This is a genomic window from Salipiger sp. (assembly GCF_059781815.1).
Genome location: NZ_JBYNAH010000022.1, coordinates 17,658 through 32,323, shown reverse-complemented (window position 1 = coordinate 32,323; position 14,666 = coordinate 17,658). Strand labels below are relative to the sequence as shown.

At 66.7% G+C, this 14,666-nt stretch carries 16 protein-coding genes; 5 read left to right on the top strand and 11 right to left on the bottom strand.

The window, feature by feature from the left end; genetic code table 11:
* The 8 genes from AC6RA4_RS04370 to AC6RA4_RS04335 all read right to left on the bottom strand — a co-directional run.
* Positions 1–319 (bottom strand): hypothetical protein (locus tag AC6RA4_RS04370; protein ID WP_500157756.1); only part of this gene is annotated, 319 nt, incomplete at its 3' end.
* Positions 320–548: 229 nt separating this feature from the next.
* The gene (locus tag AC6RA4_RS04365) at positions 549–3,602 is read right to left on the bottom strand and encodes an efflux RND transporter permease subunit (RefSeq protein ID WP_500157754.1); all 3,054 of its coding nucleotides are present in this window, start codon (positions 3,600–3,602) and stop codon (positions 549–551) included.
* A gap of 10 nt (positions 3,603–3,612) precedes the next feature.
* The gene (locus AC6RA4_RS04360; RefSeq protein WP_500157752.1) at positions 3,613–4,683 is read right to left on the bottom strand and encodes an efflux RND transporter periplasmic adaptor subunit; all 1,071 of its coding nucleotides are present in this window, start codon (positions 4,681–4,683) and stop codon (positions 3,613–3,615) included.
* Positions 4,680–5,165, bottom strand: a complete 486-nt coding sequence (locus AC6RA4_RS04355; RefSeq protein WP_500157750.1) for a MarR family winged helix-turn-helix transcriptional regulator — start codon at positions 5,163–5,165, stop codon at positions 4,680–4,682. Before AC6RA4_RS04355 ends, AC6RA4_RS04360 begins: the two co-directional genes overlap by 4 nt.
* 518 nt (positions 5,166–5,683) lie before the next feature.
* Positions 5,684–6,313, bottom strand: a complete 630-nt coding sequence (locus AC6RA4_RS04350) for a MotE family protein (protein ID WP_500157748.1) — start codon at positions 6,311–6,313, stop codon at positions 5,684–5,686.
* A 6-nt stretch (positions 6,314–6,319) separates the two neighbouring features.
* Positions 6,320–6,685 (bottom strand): flagellar motor switch protein, encoded by a 366-nt coding sequence (locus AC6RA4_RS04345; RefSeq protein WP_500157746.1) that lies wholly within the window; start codon positions 6,683–6,685, stop codon positions 6,320–6,322.
* Positions 6,669–7,610 (bottom strand): flagellar motor switch protein FliM, encoded by a 942-nt coding sequence (locus AC6RA4_RS04340; RefSeq protein ID WP_500157744.1) that lies wholly within the window; start codon positions 7,608–7,610, stop codon positions 6,669–6,671. Before AC6RA4_RS04340 ends, AC6RA4_RS04345 begins: the two co-directional genes overlap by 17 nt.
* The gene (locus AC6RA4_RS04335) at positions 7,607–8,197 is read right to left on the bottom strand and encodes a flagellar basal body-associated FliL family protein (protein ID WP_500157742.1); all 591 of its coding nucleotides are present in this window, start codon (positions 8,195–8,197) and stop codon (positions 7,607–7,609) included. Before AC6RA4_RS04335 ends, AC6RA4_RS04340 begins: the two co-directional genes overlap by 4 nt.
* Positions 8,198–8,345: 148 nt before the next feature.
* Between AC6RA4_RS04335 and fliF the strand changes: the two genes are divergently transcribed.
* The 5 genes from fliF to AC6RA4_RS04310 are packed head-to-tail and all read left to right on the top strand — an operon-like array spanning position 8,346 to position 12,961.
* The gene (gene fliF / locus AC6RA4_RS04330; protein ID WP_500157740.1) at positions 8,346–10,028 is read left to right on the top strand and encodes a flagellar basal-body MS-ring/collar protein FliF; all 1,683 of its coding nucleotides are present in this window, start codon (positions 8,346–8,348) and stop codon (positions 10,026–10,028) included.
* Positions 10,025–10,699, top strand: a complete 675-nt coding sequence (locus AC6RA4_RS04325) for a FliH/SctL family protein (protein ID WP_500157738.1) — start codon at positions 10,025–10,027, stop codon at positions 10,697–10,699. The genes fliF and AC6RA4_RS04325 overlap by 4 nt, the downstream gene beginning before the upstream one ends.
* A complete protein-coding gene (locus AC6RA4_RS04320; RefSeq protein WP_500157736.1) occupies positions 10,696–11,040 on the top strand; it encodes a FliM/FliN family flagellar motor switch protein in 345 nt (114 codons plus the stop codon). The genes AC6RA4_RS04325 and AC6RA4_RS04320 overlap by 4 nt, the downstream gene beginning before the upstream one ends.
* The gene (gene fliP, locus AC6RA4_RS04315; RefSeq protein ID WP_500157734.1) at positions 11,037–11,882 is read left to right on the top strand and encodes a flagellar type III secretion system pore protein FliP; all 846 of its coding nucleotides are present in this window, start codon (positions 11,037–11,039) and stop codon (positions 11,880–11,882) included. Before AC6RA4_RS04320 ends, fliP begins: the two co-directional genes overlap by 4 nt.
* Positions 11,883–11,902: 20 nt before the next feature.
* Positions 11,903–12,961: a flagellar motor switch protein FliG gene (locus tag AC6RA4_RS04310; RefSeq protein ID WP_500157732.1), complete on the top strand. Its 1,059-nt coding sequence runs from the start codon at positions 11,903–11,905 to the stop codon at positions 12,959–12,961.
* Between the two features lie 21 nt (positions 12,962–12,982).
* Here the strand turns inward: AC6RA4_RS04310 and AC6RA4_RS04305 are convergent, their stop codons facing one another.
* From AC6RA4_RS04305 to AC6RA4_RS04295, 3 genes are read right to left on the bottom strand one after another with little or no spacing between them, the layout of a single operon-like run.
* Positions 12,983–13,807, bottom strand: coding sequence for a DUF1217 domain-containing protein (locus AC6RA4_RS04305; protein WP_500157730.1), 825 nt, complete (start codon positions 13,805–13,807; stop codon positions 12,983–12,985).
* Positions 13,804–14,217, bottom strand: coding sequence for a flagellar biosynthesis repressor FlbT (locus AC6RA4_RS04300; protein WP_500157728.1), 414 nt, complete (start codon positions 14,215–14,217; stop codon positions 13,804–13,806). The genes AC6RA4_RS04305 and AC6RA4_RS04300 overlap by 4 nt, the downstream gene beginning before the upstream one ends.
* The gene (locus AC6RA4_RS04295) at positions 14,186–14,623 is read right to left on the bottom strand and encodes a flagellar biosynthesis regulator FlaF (protein ID WP_500157726.1); all 438 of its coding nucleotides are present in this window, start codon (positions 14,621–14,623) and stop codon (positions 14,186–14,188) included. The genes AC6RA4_RS04300 and AC6RA4_RS04295 overlap by 32 nt, the downstream gene beginning before the upstream one ends.
* Between the last annotated feature and the right edge of the window lie 43 nt (positions 14,624–14,666).

Sequence of the window (14,666 nt, the reverse complement as noted above, 5' to 3'; positions counted from 1 at the left end):
GGCCGCCGGACGGCATGCAGGCGGCGGCGGCGCTGCGCTCGGGGGCGCGGCAGGTGCCGCTGACCTTCGGGCCGTCGCGGAGCGAGACCGAGCAGGTCTCGCCCTGCGCCTTGCCCTCGCAGGCCTTCAGCGCCTCGCGCGGCGGCTGGCCGCTTGGCTGTTTCGGCTTCTGTGCCGGGGCCTCGGCCACGACGGGCGCGCTCTGCCCTGCAGAGGCATCGATCGCGAAGAGCGGGATCAGCCCCAGAGACAGGGACAAAGTGCTCGAAAGGATGAGCTTGGCGAAGAACCTGGCGCGGGTTTTGACGGTGACTGTCATCAATGCATCTCCATGCAGCTCGGGCGCACCCGATGTGCGCCGGGCCGGTATCGCAGGCCCCGAAGGAGCCGCGTTGCAGGAAGTATCGAGCCAGTATGGAGGCGCAGAATTTTTCGCCGCCGTGATCGCGGGGCCGCAAAACGCAGCGCGCCCGGCGGGTGGGGCCGCCGGGCGCGTCGCGCTTGTCTCTCTCGCCCCGGTCCTGCCGGGCGGCTCGGTGATCAGCCCGTCACACCGCGGGCTGCGCGGACGCCGCCACGTTGCGGCGCTCTTCGCGCGCGAAAAAGATGTAGTAGAGCACCGGCGCCGCCACCAGCGTGAGCACGGTGGCAAAGGCCAGCCCGCCCATGATCGTCACCGCCATCGACACGAAGAACGCATCGCCGAGCAGCGGCGCCATGCCGAGGATCGTCGTCGCCGCCGCCAGCACCACCGGGCGCAGGCGCGAGGTTGAGGCGCGGATGATCGCCGGGCGCAGCGCCTGTCCATCCTCGCGCAGTAGATCGATCTCCTCGACCAGCACGATGCCGTTCTTGATCAGCATCCCCGACAGCGACAGCAGGCCCAGAAGCGCGGTAAAGCTGAACGGAAGCCCGGTGAAGCCGAGCCCCAGCACCACGCCGTTGACCGACATCGGCACCAGCAGCCAGATGATCAGCGGCTGTCGCAGCGCGTTGAACAGCAGGATCGAGATCAGCACCATGATCAGGAAGCTCACCGGAAGCTGGGTGCCGAGCGCCGCCTGCGCCTCGCTGGAGCTTTCATAGTCGCCGCCCCATTCGAGCTTGTAGCCCAGCGGCAGCTCCATGGCCTCGACCGCGCCGCGCACCTCGCCGAAGGCGGTGGCGGCGGTCACGCCGTCGACGATGTCGGCACCCACGGTGATGGTCAGCACCCGGTCGCGGCGATGCACCAGCGTGTTCTCGGGGATGAACTCGAAGCCGTCGATCACCTGCTCGATTGGCACGAAGGACTCAGCGGCGCTGGAATAGATCACCTGGTCCATCAGCGTCAGATCGCTCTCGGGGTCCTCGCGCACGAGGATGGGGATCAGCCGCTCGCCCTCGCGATAGGTGCCGGCCTGCGTGCCGTCGGTGGCGGTCAGCAGCGTTTTCGAGATGTCGTCGCGGCTGATCCCCGCCGCCTGCGCCCGGTCGGTGGCATAGAGCGGGCGCAGCACAAGCTCCTGCTCGCGCCAGTCGGTGCGGGTCGTGGTGATCTTGTCGCTGGCCTGTTTCATCACCGCCTGCGCCTCGATGGCGAGGTCGCGCAGCACCTCCGGGTCGGGCCCGGAGAAGCGCGCCGCCACCGGGTCGCCGCCGCCGGGGCCGAAGACCAGACGCTTGGTGCGCATTTCGCCCTGCGGCAGCGCCTCGGCGCCGAAGGCGTCGAGATCGGACTTGAGCTGCGGGATCTCGTCGAGCGTCGCGGTGCGCACGATGATGTGGCCGTAGGAGGGGTTCGCCTTCTCGGCCTGATAGGTCAGCATGAAGCGCGTTGCCCCCTGCCCCACGAAGGTGGTGGTCGCAACGACCTCGTCGCGCTCGGCCAGCCAGTCCTCGAGCACCTTCAGATCCTCCGAGGTCTTGGCGATCGAGGCGCCCTGCGGCAGCTTGTAATGCACGAAGAACAGCGGCGTGTTGCTGTCGGGGAAGAACTGCTGCGGCAGTTTGGCGAAGGCGTTGAAGCACACCGCCGTCAGCGCGATCAGCCCGACGACGACCAGCCAGCGCAGGCGCAGCGCAAGGTCGAGCGTGCGCCCGAAGAGGCGGAAGAAGAACCCGCCATAGGCGTCGTGATCGCCTTCATCCTTGGTCACGAAGAGCTTGTTGCCGAGATAGGGCGTCACGGTGATGGCGAGGATCCACGACAGCATCAGCGACATGCCGATCACCGCGAAGAGCGAGAACAAGAACTCGCCGGTGGCATCCGGGCTGGTGCCGATGCCGGCAAAGGCCATGATGCCGATGACGGTGGCGCCAAGGAGGGGCACCTGGGTCTTCTGCGTCGCCTCGTCCGCCGCCGCCGGGCCGCGCTTGCCGTGCAGCATCGAGACCTGCATCCCCTCGGCCACCACGATGGCGTTGTCGACGAGCATCCCCATGGCGATGATCAGCGCCCCGAGCGAGATGCGCTCCATCTCGATCGAGAACAGCGCCATGAAGAACACCGTCCCGATCACCGTCAGCAGCAGCGTCGCGCCCACCACCACGGCGGCGCGCCAGCCCATCGCCAGCGCGAGAACCACGACCACGATGGCCACCGAGGTGGCGAGGTTGAGCAGGAAGGCGTTCGACGCCTCGTCCACCACCACGTGCTGCTGGTAGATGGGCGTGATCTCGACGCCGAGCGGGATGTCCTTGTCGAGCTCGGCAAGCTTGGCATCGACCCGTTCGCCGACCTCGACGATGTTCTCCGAGGCCAGCCCGGCAACGCCGAGGGTAAAGGCCTCGCGGCCATTCTGCCGGATGATCAGGTCGGGGTTGTCCTGCCGGCCGCGATAGACCTCTGCGAGGTCGATGAGGTTGATGATCTCGCCCTGCACCCCCACGGTGAGCGCCGCAATGGCCGAGACCGAGTCCTCGCCCTGCGGGCGCTGGATCACCGTGCGCGAGCCGCCACGCTCGATGGTGCCGGCCTGCGCGACGCTGTCGGCGTCGGCAATGGCCGAGGCCAGGGCCGTGGGCGGGATGTTCTGATTGACCGCGCGTGCCATGTCGGGCTCGACGAAGATCGCCTCGTCGGGCAGGCCGGCAGTGTCGACATCGGCCACACCGTCGACGGCGAGCAGCTCGCGGCGCAGGAAGATCGCCAGCTGGTGCTTCTCGGCGTCCGAGAACCCGTCCGCGGTGATCGCGTAGAACAGGCCGTAGACATCGCCGAAGCTGTCGTTGACGTAAGGCACGCCTGCCCCGGAGGGCAGCTGGGCATCGCCCACGCGGTTGCGCAGGTCGGTCCAGATCTGCGGCAGCTCGGTGCCGTCATAGGTCGACTTGATCTCGACCTCGATGGTCGAGACGCCGGGGCGGTTGACCGAGGTGATGGTCTTCAGCTCGCCCATCTTCTGGATCTCGGATTCCAAAGGCTCCGAGACCTCGGTCGCCACCTGCTCGGCGGAGGCGCCGGGATACTGGGTGACGATGACGGCGTTCTTGATGGTGAAGGCCGGGTCTTCGAGCCGGCCGATGGAGAAGAAGCCCCAGATGCCGCCGAAGAACAGGATCAGGATCAGGATCCACGTGTAGATCGGCCGCTCGATGGAGTGGCGTGCAATGGTGGTCATCGCCCTGCCCTCACTCGCCGAAGCCGACGAAGCGGCGGGCCGCCATGCCATCGGTCAGGTCGCTGACCCCGGCGACGACGATCTCGTCGCCCGACTGCAGCCCCGCGATCACCGCGACGCCGCCGTCATCGGTCGGCTCGACCGTGACCGGCAGCCGGGTGAGCGTGCCCTCGGCGGCGCCCTTCGGGTCGAAGCGGAACACGTAGGTCGACCCGTCGGAAGCGATCTGCACCGCCGCCGCCGGGATCTCGATGCGCGGCTCGCCGCGGCTCATCTTCGCAATGACCGTGACCGAGGAGCCGGGCAGCACGTCGAGCCCCTCGGGCGGGGCCATGCCGAAGGTGGCGCGGTAGGTCTGGCCGATGGCGGAGGTCTCGGCATTGAGCTCGCGCACGGTCATCTCGTAGGTCTCGGGCGAGGACGGGAAGCGGGCCAGCACGCTCACGTCATCGGCCACGTCGGCCTTCTGGATCAGCACCTCGGGCACGTCGATCGCGACCCGGATCTCGGACATGTCATGCAGCCGCACCACCGGGGTGCCGGCGGAGATCGTGGTGTAGTTCTCGACGCTGCGCGAGGCGACGAGCGCGTCGAAGGGCGCATAGAGCGTGGCATCGTCGAGCGCGATCTGGGCATTGTCGACGGCGATACGGGTCAGCCCGGCCTGGGTCTGAGCATCGTCGAGCGTCGTCTCGCTCACCGTGCCGCCGCGCAGCTTGTCGAGGCGGTCGAGATTGCGGTCGGCCTGCTCCTTCTGCAGCTGCGCCTGATCGAGCGAAAGCTCGAAGGGCCGCAGGTCGAGCTGCGCGATCAGCGCCCCCTTCTCGATATGGCTGCCCTCAACCACCGGGAACTGCTCGATCTGGCCGCCGACCTGAAAGGCAAGGTCCACGGTGCGCCGCGCCACCACCTTGCCAAAGAACTGGCGGGTGAGCTGCTCGGCCCCGGCCTCGACCACGGCGAGCTTCACCGGGCGCAGCGCGGGCTGCGGCTCGGTCTGGGCGAGCGCGGCCGGCGACGCGGCAAGGATCAGCGCCGCGGCGGTTGCGGCGGCGCGGGGGAGCCGGGAGAAAATGGTCATAGGGTGAATCCCTTCGGCAGTCCGTTCTGCAAGATACGTTCGGCCACGCGGTCCATCAGCGTGGCGAGCTGGGTCATTTCATCGGGGGTCAGGCCGGAGAGTTCGCGGAACTGCGCGACGATCTGCTCGATCAGGTCGCGCCGGGCCTGATGCCCCTGCTCGGTCAGGCGAAGTTGCCAGGCGCGGCGGTCATCTGGATCCCGCTCGCGCAGCGTCAGCCCCTTGGCCTCGAGCTGGTCGGCCACCGCCGTCACCGTCGAAGGCTGCGTATTGAGCGCTTCGGCGAGCTGGCCCATACGGCGCGGCACCCCGAGATGCAGCATCAGCTTGCGCTCGGCCTTGCCGAGGGCACTGGCCACGCGGCAGTGATCCATCTGCTCGTCGAGCGCGTGCGAGAGCACGAAGTGACCGAACAGGATGCGCAGCTCCTGCGGGAGCGGCCCACCGGCATTGTCGAGAAGGCGGTCTGCGAGAGTCGGCACGGATGGTCCCCTTTCGCGCAGCGGTTTACTTAGAGATTCGAAACATTTCAATTCCCGAAATATTACAATTTCGAAATTATCGCACTGCAACCCGCACAGCAGGGCACCCGGTCGTGCGGCGTCACGACCGGGAGATAGCGCGCGCGGGCGGCGCGTCACGCAGCTGTATCGTGGAGGGCAACAGGCGTCAGGGCCGGAGACCGAGACGGGGCCGGCGGTTCGGAGGGCTCAGAGAAAGGGCGGGCTCGGCGCCGGCGGCGCTCAGATGAGCGGCACGAAGGGCACGCCACAGGCCGAAAGACCAAGGGCGGCGACGATCATCAGGATCACGGTTGCGGGTTTCATGCGCGGGTTCCTTGCCTGTTCCCCGGTGCTTGCGCGGCCCCTGCGGGCCCCGCGCCCGGGCGTTTCGGGTCTCAGGCTAACCGCCCGGGACGCCGCCTGCCAACCGCCAAATTCCAAGGCTCGGACAGAGTGAGGCATTGCGAAGACAGGGGCGGGCCGTCGGCCCGCCCGGGTCAGAGCTTGATATCGTTCAGACGCTGATCGCCCGGCAGCTTGGAGCGCTCGAGGATGATCTGCGAGATCGCCCGTGCCCGCACCGGGGTCAGCGCTGCAAGGATCGGGGCCGCGTCGCGCTCGTTCATCGTGCCCAGCACCATCACCGAGACCTCGATGTCGAGATCGTTCATGATCGCCGCGGCATCCTTGGGCTTCATGTTGCGGTAAAGCGCGACGAGCCGGTCGACATCGGCGGTGTGCGCCGCCTTGACCTTGTCGAGCAGCGCCTCGAGCTCGGTCTTGAGATCCGCAAGCCGCTGCTGCTCGATCTCGAGCGTTTCCGCCGTCAGATCCAGTTCGGCGGCGCGCTTGGCATGCTGCTCCTTCTGCGCCTCGAGCAGCTCGCGTTCCTGCTGAATCGAGGCAAGGAGTTCTTCGGGCGCCTCGCAGACCTGCGGCTCGGGCATCCGAGCCGGCACGGCGGGGGCCGCCTCCTCGTTGGTGGCGGCCGCAGAGGCGGCGCTCACGAAGGGCGTGTTGTCTTCGGCATCCGCAGCGGAGAAGCCGGGCTCCTCCATCAGCGTGACGCCGATCTTGGCCACGACCGCAAGGGCGAGGCCGGCAAGAACGAAAGTGATCGGGCGCATTCGGGATCAGGCCTCGCGCTGCCGGACGGTCTCGAAGAAACCGCGCACAAGCTCGGACTTGCCCGGCACCTTGGTGGCGCCGGCGGGGCGCGCGGGGCGCTCGCGGGTGGTCCGGAAGGACGGCTCGCCACGGGTCAGCTCGGGCTCCCGTTCGCGCTGCGGACGGGCCTTCGGCTCGGCCTGCTGGCCCAGCGAACGCAGCACCGAGACGGTGCTTTCGCTGCGGTCCACCGCTTCGGAGAAGGTGCCGATCATCGGCTCCATCTCGCGCAGCACACGCATCAGGGTGCGAACGCGCCGGTCCACCACCCAAGCATAAGTCAGGGTACCCACAAGCAACACAAGAATAGCGATATCAATCACGAAGGTCATCGGGGGAGTCCTTTTCTTCGTAGAGCTTTTCCGAGAGTTTCAGCGCGATCCGGCCATTCTTGCGATGGCCGACCTCGGCGCGCGCGATTTCCTTCCCGGCACAGCAGAGCGTCACCGGGTCGTCGGTCTGGATGCCGAGGTCGAGCACCTCGCCAGGCGCCCAGGCCAGCACGTCGCGCATCGGCAGCACCGCCTGGCCCATCACCGCAGACATCGGCACGTTGGTGTGGCCCAGCATATCGGTCATCTTCAGCCGCCAGCCGCTGTCGCCACCAAGCTGACCGCCGGTGAACTGCTGCGACAGGATGTGGCTGACCTTCTCGAACGCGGTGTTCGGCAGAACGAAGACCATCTCCCCCTCGCGGCCTTCGATGTCGATGGTCAGCGTGGCCCGCACGCAGGCGCTGGTCGGCGGCGCCAGCAGCAGCGCCTTGGGATTGGTCTCGAGATGGCTGATCTCGAAATTCACCGGCGTGACCTTGGCAAAAGCGTTCGACAGCTCACCCAGCACCCTGTCGGTGAAGTTCTGGCCGATGCGCTTCTCGATGCTGGTGAAGTTCCGCGACTTGCGCGGGCTGCCGGGCACGGTCCGGCCACCGAAGGTGATCTCGATGATTCCGAACAGCAATTCGGGGCGCATGATCGCGGCGATGGTGCCGTTCCATGCCTCGGCGGTGGTGACGGCGATCAGCGACGGATCCGGCTGATCCTTGAGCGCGTCCTGACAGCTCAGATAATCGATCTCGCTCAGGGTGACCTCGGCCATGGCGCCGAGATAGCTCTTGAGCGTCTGCGCCAGCGACAGCGAGAAGCGGTCGAACACCACCTCGAGCATCGGCAGCCGGGCATAGGACAGCTTGGCGCGCTCGACGATCAGCTCCTCGACGGCGCGGGTATCGGGGGTGAGGGCGCGTTGCATGCTCATTGTACGATCAGGTCCGCGATTAGGAATTCCTGCGGCGCATCGCTGTCCGAGATGGCGCGGGCGCGGCGCAGCAGCTCGGACTTGAGCCGCACCAGCCCGATCGAGCCCTGCAGGTCGTTCTCGTTGAGCTGCCGCAGATATTCCTGAAAGCTGTCGCGCAGGAAGAGCTTGCGGGTCTCGATGTTCTCGGCCCCGGCGATGCGGTTGTCATAGGCCAGCGCGAGGTTGAGCTTGAGGAAGCGCGTGGTCTGCCGCCCGGTGGCGGTGGTCGCGGTGATGTTGACGATGATCTCCTGGAACGGCGTCACGGTGATGTGGTCGCCCGGAAGACCCGCCGGGGTCGCGGGCGCGGCACCATGGCCGTCCGCCGCAGCATGATCTTCGCCGTGGCCCTCGTCCGAGGCGGCCGCCTCGTCCTCGGGAGCCCCCGCCAGACCGACAAGCTGCATCGCCCCCTGCGGCCCGATGGCAGCCACGAGTCCGCCTGCGAGCGCAACCACGCACAGCAAAAGCAGCGCCACGATGCGCAGCAGCTTCTTCTTTTTCGGCGTCTCAGCGTCCTGGGATGTCCCGCTTGTTTCGGCCATCGCCCCTGATCTTCGAAGTTGTTCTAATCTTGCACCACCATGCGCAGAAAGGCGGTTTAAAGCAAGTATAAAAGGTGAGCTAGTTCTTGCCGATCAAGAATAATTATGGTTCTCCTTGGGCGTGACAGGGGAATAGGCAGAACTTCGCGTGCAGGGCATTCTAGACAATCTGAAATCGCTTGGATGGAAGCGTCTGACGGTCCTCGGTGGCGCCGGGCTGGCCATGGTTTTCGCCATGTTCTTCGGGCTTTCGGCGGTGACCACACCGGATTACGTTTCTCTCTACCGAGACCTCTCGCCGGCCGAGGCAGGGCGCATGGTCGAATCGCTGGAGCAGGCGGGAATTCGTTCGCGTACCGACATGGCGGGCACCGCGGTCAGCGTGCCAGGCGAGGACATGGCCCGCGCCCGGATGCTGCTTGCCGGGGCCGGCCTGCCGAACGACGGCACTCCGGGCTGGGAAATCTTCGACGAGGCCAGCGGGCTCGGCATGAACACCTTCATGCAGCGGGTGAACCGCGCGCGGGCGATGGAGGGCGAACTCGCCCGCTCGATCCAGACCATCGACGGAGTCGAGGCCGCCCGCGTCCACCTCGTCCTGCCAGAGCGTGAGCCGTTCTCCCGCGAACGTCCGCGCCCCTCTGCCTCGGTCATCGTGCGCGGCTCGCGCCAGATCGGCATGCGTCAGGCCCGCGCCATCCGCTCTCTCGTCGCCTCCGCCGTGCCGGACCTGGCACCGGCGCAGGTGACGGTGCTCTCCGCCACCGGGGAAACCATCCTCGCGGAAGACGGCGAAGCCGGCAGCGAGGCCTCGCTGCAATCCGCCCGCGCCCAGATCGAGGACCGGCTCGGCCAGCGCATCGCCCAGATCCTGAGCGCCCGCGTCGGCGCCGGCAACGCCCGGGTGCAGGTCAGCGTCGACCTGACCACCGAGAGGCAGGTGGTGCGCGAGCAGACCTACGATCCCGAACAGCGCGTCGTGCGCTCGACCGAGACGCGCGAGGAAACCCGCGAGGACCAGTCCGCGGCGCGGGGCGAGGTCGGCGTTGCCGATGACATCCCGGCGGCGCTGGCGGCGGACGTGCCGGGCAGCAACCGCAACACCGCCAACAGCACCAATGAGATCGTCAACTACGAGATCGGCGGCACCTCCTCGGAGACAGTGCGCGAGCCCGGCGACATCGAGAAGGTGTCGGTCGCGGTGCTGGTCAACGGCATCTACAACGTCGAGGATGGCGGCGCGGTCGAATATGAGGAGCGCAGCCAGGAAGAGCTGCAGCGTCTCGAGGCGCTGGTCCAGAGCGCCATCGGCTTCGACGAGGCGCGCGGCGACAGCGTCGAGGTGGTGAGCCTGCGCTTCATGGACTACTCGATGGATGTCGGCGAGCCGGTGTCGCGCAGCTTTGCCCAGACCCTGACCGAGAACACCGGCACCATCCTGCGCGGCGTGTTCGCGCTAGCGCTGGTGGCGGCGGTGCTCGCCCTCGGCGTGCGCCCGGCGCTGAACCGCGTGTTCGATCAGCCGGCCCTGGCCGATGGCAGCGGCGCGGAGCTGCCGAGCCTCGCGCCCACCGGAAACCTGCCCGCAACCACCTCCGGCACCGCCGCATCGGCCGCCGCCGAGCAGACCAGTAGCGAGCAACCGGTCTACCAGACCGGGACGGTGCTCGATCCGCTGCCGCCCGGCGCCGACGAGATGGTCGAGCTCGCCGCGGTTCAGGGCGGCGTGCCGCGCGGCCTGATCAACACCGTGAGCGAGCTGATCGAACGCGAGCCCGAGGGCGCCATCACCGTGGTCCGCTCGTGGCTGGCTGAAGGACCGAACGCATGAGCTTTGTCTTCGACCGCAATTTCGACGCCGAATTCGATGCCGCCCGCCGCGGCGAAGAGCCGGTGATCGGCGCCGTCTTCACCCGCGCCCAGTTCGAAGAGGCCGTTGCCAACGCTCGGCGCGAAGGCTTCGAGGCCGGCATCGCGCAGGGCCAGACCGAGACACTGCAGGCGACGCAGGCCTCGGCCAGCCAGCGCCAACTTTCGGCGCTCGAGGCGGTGGCCCCCGCCCTGCGCGCGCTCATCGACGATGCCGACCGGCATCACGCCACGCTCGAGGCCCAGATGGTGAGCTTCGTGCTCGAGGTGTTCGAGCAGCTTGCCCCCGACGTCTCGGCCAGCCTCGCCAAGGGACAGGCAGAGCGCGAGGCGAAGGGCGCTGTCCGCATGGCACTCGGCTCGGCGGTGCTGCGGATCTGGTTCGCCCCCGACGCGGTCGAGTCCTCGGGCGCCGAAGTGCAGCACGCGGCACGGCTCGCCGGGCTAGGCGGGCGCATCGATATCAAGGCCGACCCGGATCTCGGGCCCGGCGATGTGCGCGCCGAGTGGGATCACGGCGTGATGGCGTACAGCTTCAAGGAAATCTGCACCCGCATCCTGTCCTCTCTGGGCAAGACGCGGGAAGAGATCGAGCAAAGCCTCGGGCAGGACAGGCAGGAGAGCAGGACATGAGCGAAGAGCTCGGAGACGACGTACAGGACACCGTGGTGAAGGCCGTGGCCGAAGAAGCGGCGGCGCAGGAAGCCAGCAAGGGCGGCGCCAACACCATCGACGCGATGCTGAATGTGGGGCTGAACGTGCAGATCGTTCTGGGCCAGACCCGGATGCCCATCGCGCAGCTTCTCAAGCTCAGCCGCGGCTCGATCATCGAGCTCGACAAGAGCATCGGCCAGCCGGTCGAGGTGGTGATCAACGACCGGCTCGTGGCGCGGGGCGATCTGGTGAAGCTCGAGGATGACCGGCTTGGCGTCTCGCTGATCGAGATCGTCAAGGATTACGTGTCCGAGAAATGATCCGGTGCGGCGGCCTCTCCAGAACAGTCCTTCTCTGCCTGCTGGCAGCTGGGCTGTGCGGGCTGGCCGCCTCGCAGGTACAGGCGCAATCGGCGGGCTCGGATCTCCTGGGCGCCATCGGAGATGCGCTGAGCTCGGCGCCGGCGGGCTCGGACGAGCGCGCCACGCTCTCGGGCCGCATCATCCAGCTCATCGCGGCGATGACGGTGCTGTCGCTGGCGCCGGGGCTTTTGGTCATCATGACCAGCTTCACCCGCTTCGTCATCGTGTTCTCGATGCTGCGCTCGGCGCTCGGCCTGAACCAGTCGCCCCCCAACATGGTGCTGACCTCGATGGCGCTGTTCATGACCTTCTTCGTCATGCAGCCGGTCTTCGAGGATGCCTGGGAGGGCGGCGTGCAGCCGCTGATGACCAACGCCATCACCGAGGAACAGGCGCTGATGCGGATCGGCGAGCCGTTCAAGCTGTTCATGTTCGCCAACACGCGCGACAAGGATCTGGCGCTGTTCCGCGACATCGCGGCGCGCAGCGAGGGCACGGTGCCCCCCGAGGAGAGCGCGCCTGCACCGCAGAGCGCCGAGGAGGTCGGCTGGCGCGAGTTGGTGCCGGCCTTCATGATCTCGGAGCTGCGGCGCGCCTTTTCGATCGGCTTTCTGATCTATCTGCCGTTTCTGGTCATCGATCTGATCGTGGCCTCGGTGCTAATGAGCGCGGGCATGATGATGCTGCCGCCGGTGCTGATCTCGCTGCCGTTCAAGGTGATCTTTTTCGTCCTCATCGACGGCTGGTACATGCTGGCCGGGTCTCTCATGGAAAGCTATCTCCCGCTCGCCGGCGGGTAGCGTAAGGAAGGGTGCAGGCTATGGCCGTTGCTGACATCAAGCGCACGACAACCTCGGGCTCGGCAAAACCGGCGCGGCGCCCGAAGAAGCTCACCGGGCCGCAGAAGGCGGCGGTGCTGTTCCTGTCGCTGGGCGAAAAGCGCGGCTCGGCGCTGCTGCAGCAACTCGACGACGACGAGATCCAGCAGATGACCCGGGCGATGTCGGGCCTGGGTTCGATCTCGTCCGAGACCGTCGAGCAGGTGCTCACCGATTTCGTGCAGGACATCACCAATGGCGGCGGCGTCGTGGGCTCTTTCGCGGCAGCCGAGAACCTGCTGCGCTCGCTGATGCCCGGCGAAAAGGTCGATGGCATCCTCAAGGACATCCGCGGCCCGCTGAAGGAGCGCGATCTCTGGGCGCGGTTCAACACGCTGTCGGAAAACGTCATTGCCAACTACCTCAAGGGCGAGCACGAGCAGACCATCGCGGCGATCCTGTCCAACGTGAACACCGACGTCGCCGCCAAGGTGCTGCCGATCCTCGGGCCGGAGAAGATGCACAACGTGGTCGAGCGGATGATCCGCATGGAGGCGGTGCCGCATCACATGATGCAGCAGATCGAGGAATCCCTGCAGGCCGACATCATGAACGCCGGCGCCCAGCCGACCACCGCCGAGCAGCACCAGCGCATGGCCGACCTGTTCAACAAGCTCGACCGAAACGCCTTCGACAACATGGCGCCCGAGCTCGAGGAGAAGATCCCCGACACGTTCAACGCCATCCGCGCCAAGATGTTCACCTTCGAGGATCTGGCCAAGATGGAGGCGATGGACCTCGCCAAGATCATGCGCGGCGTGCCGGGCAACACTCTGCCCACGGCCCTGCGTGGCGCGACCGACATTGCCCGCGACGCCTTCCTCAACGCCCTGCCCGCGCGCTCGCGCGACATGCTGACCGAAGAGATGGAAACCATGGGCGCGGTGCGCCGCCGCGACGTGAACGCGGCGCAGGCGTTGATGCTCGACTATGCCCGTCAGCTCGCCGACGACGATCAGGTGCGCCTACCCTTCGGCGAGGATGACGAGGATGTGTTCTGAGGCTGACGGACGCGCCGGGCTTCAGCGCAGCTTGTAGCCGCTGAAGCCCTGGATGGCCTCGATGTCGATGGTCACCGGGACATAGCTGCCCGACGAGGCGCTGAGCGCGCCGCTCAGCAGCGTGACCGCGGCGTTGTTCTCGGTCGCGGTGTCGGAATTGGCTTCGGTGATCGCCACGTATTTCCGCACCAGCTTTTCGACCACCTCGGAATCGCTCAGGGTCTCGAGATCGATCTTCTCGTTGATGACCGCGGCCTGACGATCGATGTCGATCGCAGCCAACTCTTCCGGCAGGCCAAAGGCGGTGCGGAAGAACTCGGCCAGGTCCTCGTCCTTGAGGATGTCGTAGGCGCTCTCGATGCTCGATGCCTTGCGACGGAATTCCAGAACCGTGCCGAGCGCCTCGTTTTCCTCGGCCTTGCCGTTGACGTACTGGGTGTCGACATACTTGTTGACCATGTCGGTCTGCCAGGTGCTGTCGATGGTGTTCAGGTTGCTCTCGCCATCGTCGCCGAAGCCCATGGCGTTGTAGAAATCCTTGAAGCGCGAGTCGGTGAGCTTGTTCACCAGCGCGTCGTCTTCCTCGATATTGCTCTTGAGGATCTTCTCCATCATCGCCTTGCCGAAGATCTGGTCCTCGAGATCGTAGGCTTTCATGACGAAGCTGTAGAGCCGGTAGTCGTCCATCAGCTGGTCGACGGTTTCGACGTCGCCGATATTCTCGAGGAAGTAGTCGATCTCGCGGGAATGCTCGGGGGCGTTGCGGATCAGCTCCTGATCCTTGTCTTCCGTGGCGTTGACGATCTGCAGCGCCAGGATGGTGGACATCCCCGAAACAGAGATCATGCGTGTTCCTCCACCTTCGCCATCGGCGGGCCGAGCACCTCGTCCTCGCGCTTCATCAGCGGGCGCAGATCGCGCAGCGCGGTGAAGTACTCTCCGCGGCTGACATTGTTGGCGGCCTCGAAGACGTGCCGGCGCAGTTCGCTGCCGAACACGGTGGCGAGCTCGGCCAGCCGCTTCTGCACCTCGGTGGCGAGCGCATCTCGGCGTTCGGGCATGATGAGCGCGTTCTGGATCAGAAAATAGACGATCCGGACGGGCGTCGAAGCCGCATCCGGTTTCAGCAGGTCGGTTTCGCGAATGATGTCGGCGCGCGTTTCGACGGTGATCGTCGCCTTGCGGCCACCATTGCGCATCATGCAGCCGTTGACGACGATCCGTTCAAAGGGCTTGAGCGTGAGATTGAGCGCCATGTTGATCCACTGCTGCCGGGGTCGGGCGGGTGCCGGTGAGGCCGCCGAGAATGTTCTGGTTGACGTCGATCAGGGCCGGAAGACCGTCGCCACCGCCGATCACCTCTTCGCAGGCCCGGTCGACCCAGAGCGAAATCGAGATCAGGTTGGCGCGCAGGGCCGGCGGAAGCGCGTTGCTGTCATCCGCAAGGTCGCTGCGCAGGCGCTGCCACAGCTCGCGGTTCTGGGCCACCGCCTCGCGCAGCCCGTGCGACAGCACTGCGGTGCGCGCAAACTTGTCGCGCGCGGAAAGCCACGCGGCGCGATGCTGGTCCATGCTGCCGGTGATGCGGGCAAAGACCCGCGCTTCGATCTGCTTGGGCGAGGAGCTTTCGCGGATCGTCCGTCTGTATGCCGAGATGCTCATTCCATTACTGCCTTTGCTCCCCCGGCTGAGTGCGGGGTGTTCC

Coding starts and splice junctions, on each gene's coding strand:
- AC6RA4_RS04365 (WP_500157754.1), bottom strand. CDS start 3,602: ATGACCACCATTGCACGCCACTCCATCGAGCGGCCGATCTACACGTGG.
- AC6RA4_RS04360 (WP_500157752.1), bottom strand. CDS start 4,683: ATGACCATTTTCTCCCGGCTCCCCCGCGCCGCCGCAACCGCCGCGGCG.
- AC6RA4_RS04350 (WP_500157748.1), bottom strand. CDS start 6,313: ATGCGCCCGATCACTTTCGTTCTTGCCGGCCTCGCCCTTGCGGTCGTG.
- AC6RA4_RS04345 (WP_500157746.1), bottom strand. CDS start 6,685: ATGACCTTCGTGATTGATATCGCTATTCTTGTGTTGCTTGTGGGTACC.
- AC6RA4_RS04340 (WP_500157744.1), bottom strand. CDS start 7,610: ATGAGCATGCAACGCGCCCTCACCCCCGATACCCGCGCCGTCGAGGAG.
- AC6RA4_RS04335 (WP_500157742.1), bottom strand. CDS start 8,197: ATGGCCGAAACAAGCGGGACATCCCAGGACGCTGAGACGCCGAAAAAG.
- AC6RA4_RS04325 (WP_500157738.1), top strand. CDS start 10,025: ATGAGCTTTGTCTTCGACCGCAATTTCGACGCCGAATTCGATGCCGCC.
- AC6RA4_RS04320 (WP_500157736.1), top strand. CDS start 10,696: ATGAGCGAAGAGCTCGGAGACGACGTACAGGACACCGTGGTGAAGGCC.
- fliP (WP_500157734.1), top strand. CDS start 11,037: ATGATCCGGTGCGGCGGCCTCTCCAGAACAGTCCTTCTCTGCCTGCTG.
- AC6RA4_RS04310 (WP_500157732.1), top strand. CDS start 11,903: ATGGCCGTTGCTGACATCAAGCGCACGACAACCTCGGGCTCGGCAAAA.
- AC6RA4_RS04305 (WP_500157730.1), bottom strand. CDS start 13,807: ATGATCTCTGTTTCGGGGATGTCCACCATCCTGGCGCTGCAGATCGTC.
- AC6RA4_RS04300 (WP_500157728.1), bottom strand. CDS start 14,217: ATGGCGCTCAATCTCACGCTCAAGCCCTTTGAACGGATCGTCGTCAAC.
- AC6RA4_RS04295 (WP_500157726.1), bottom strand. CDS start 14,623: ATGAGCATCTCGGCATACAGACGGACGATCCGCGAAAGCTCCTCGCCC.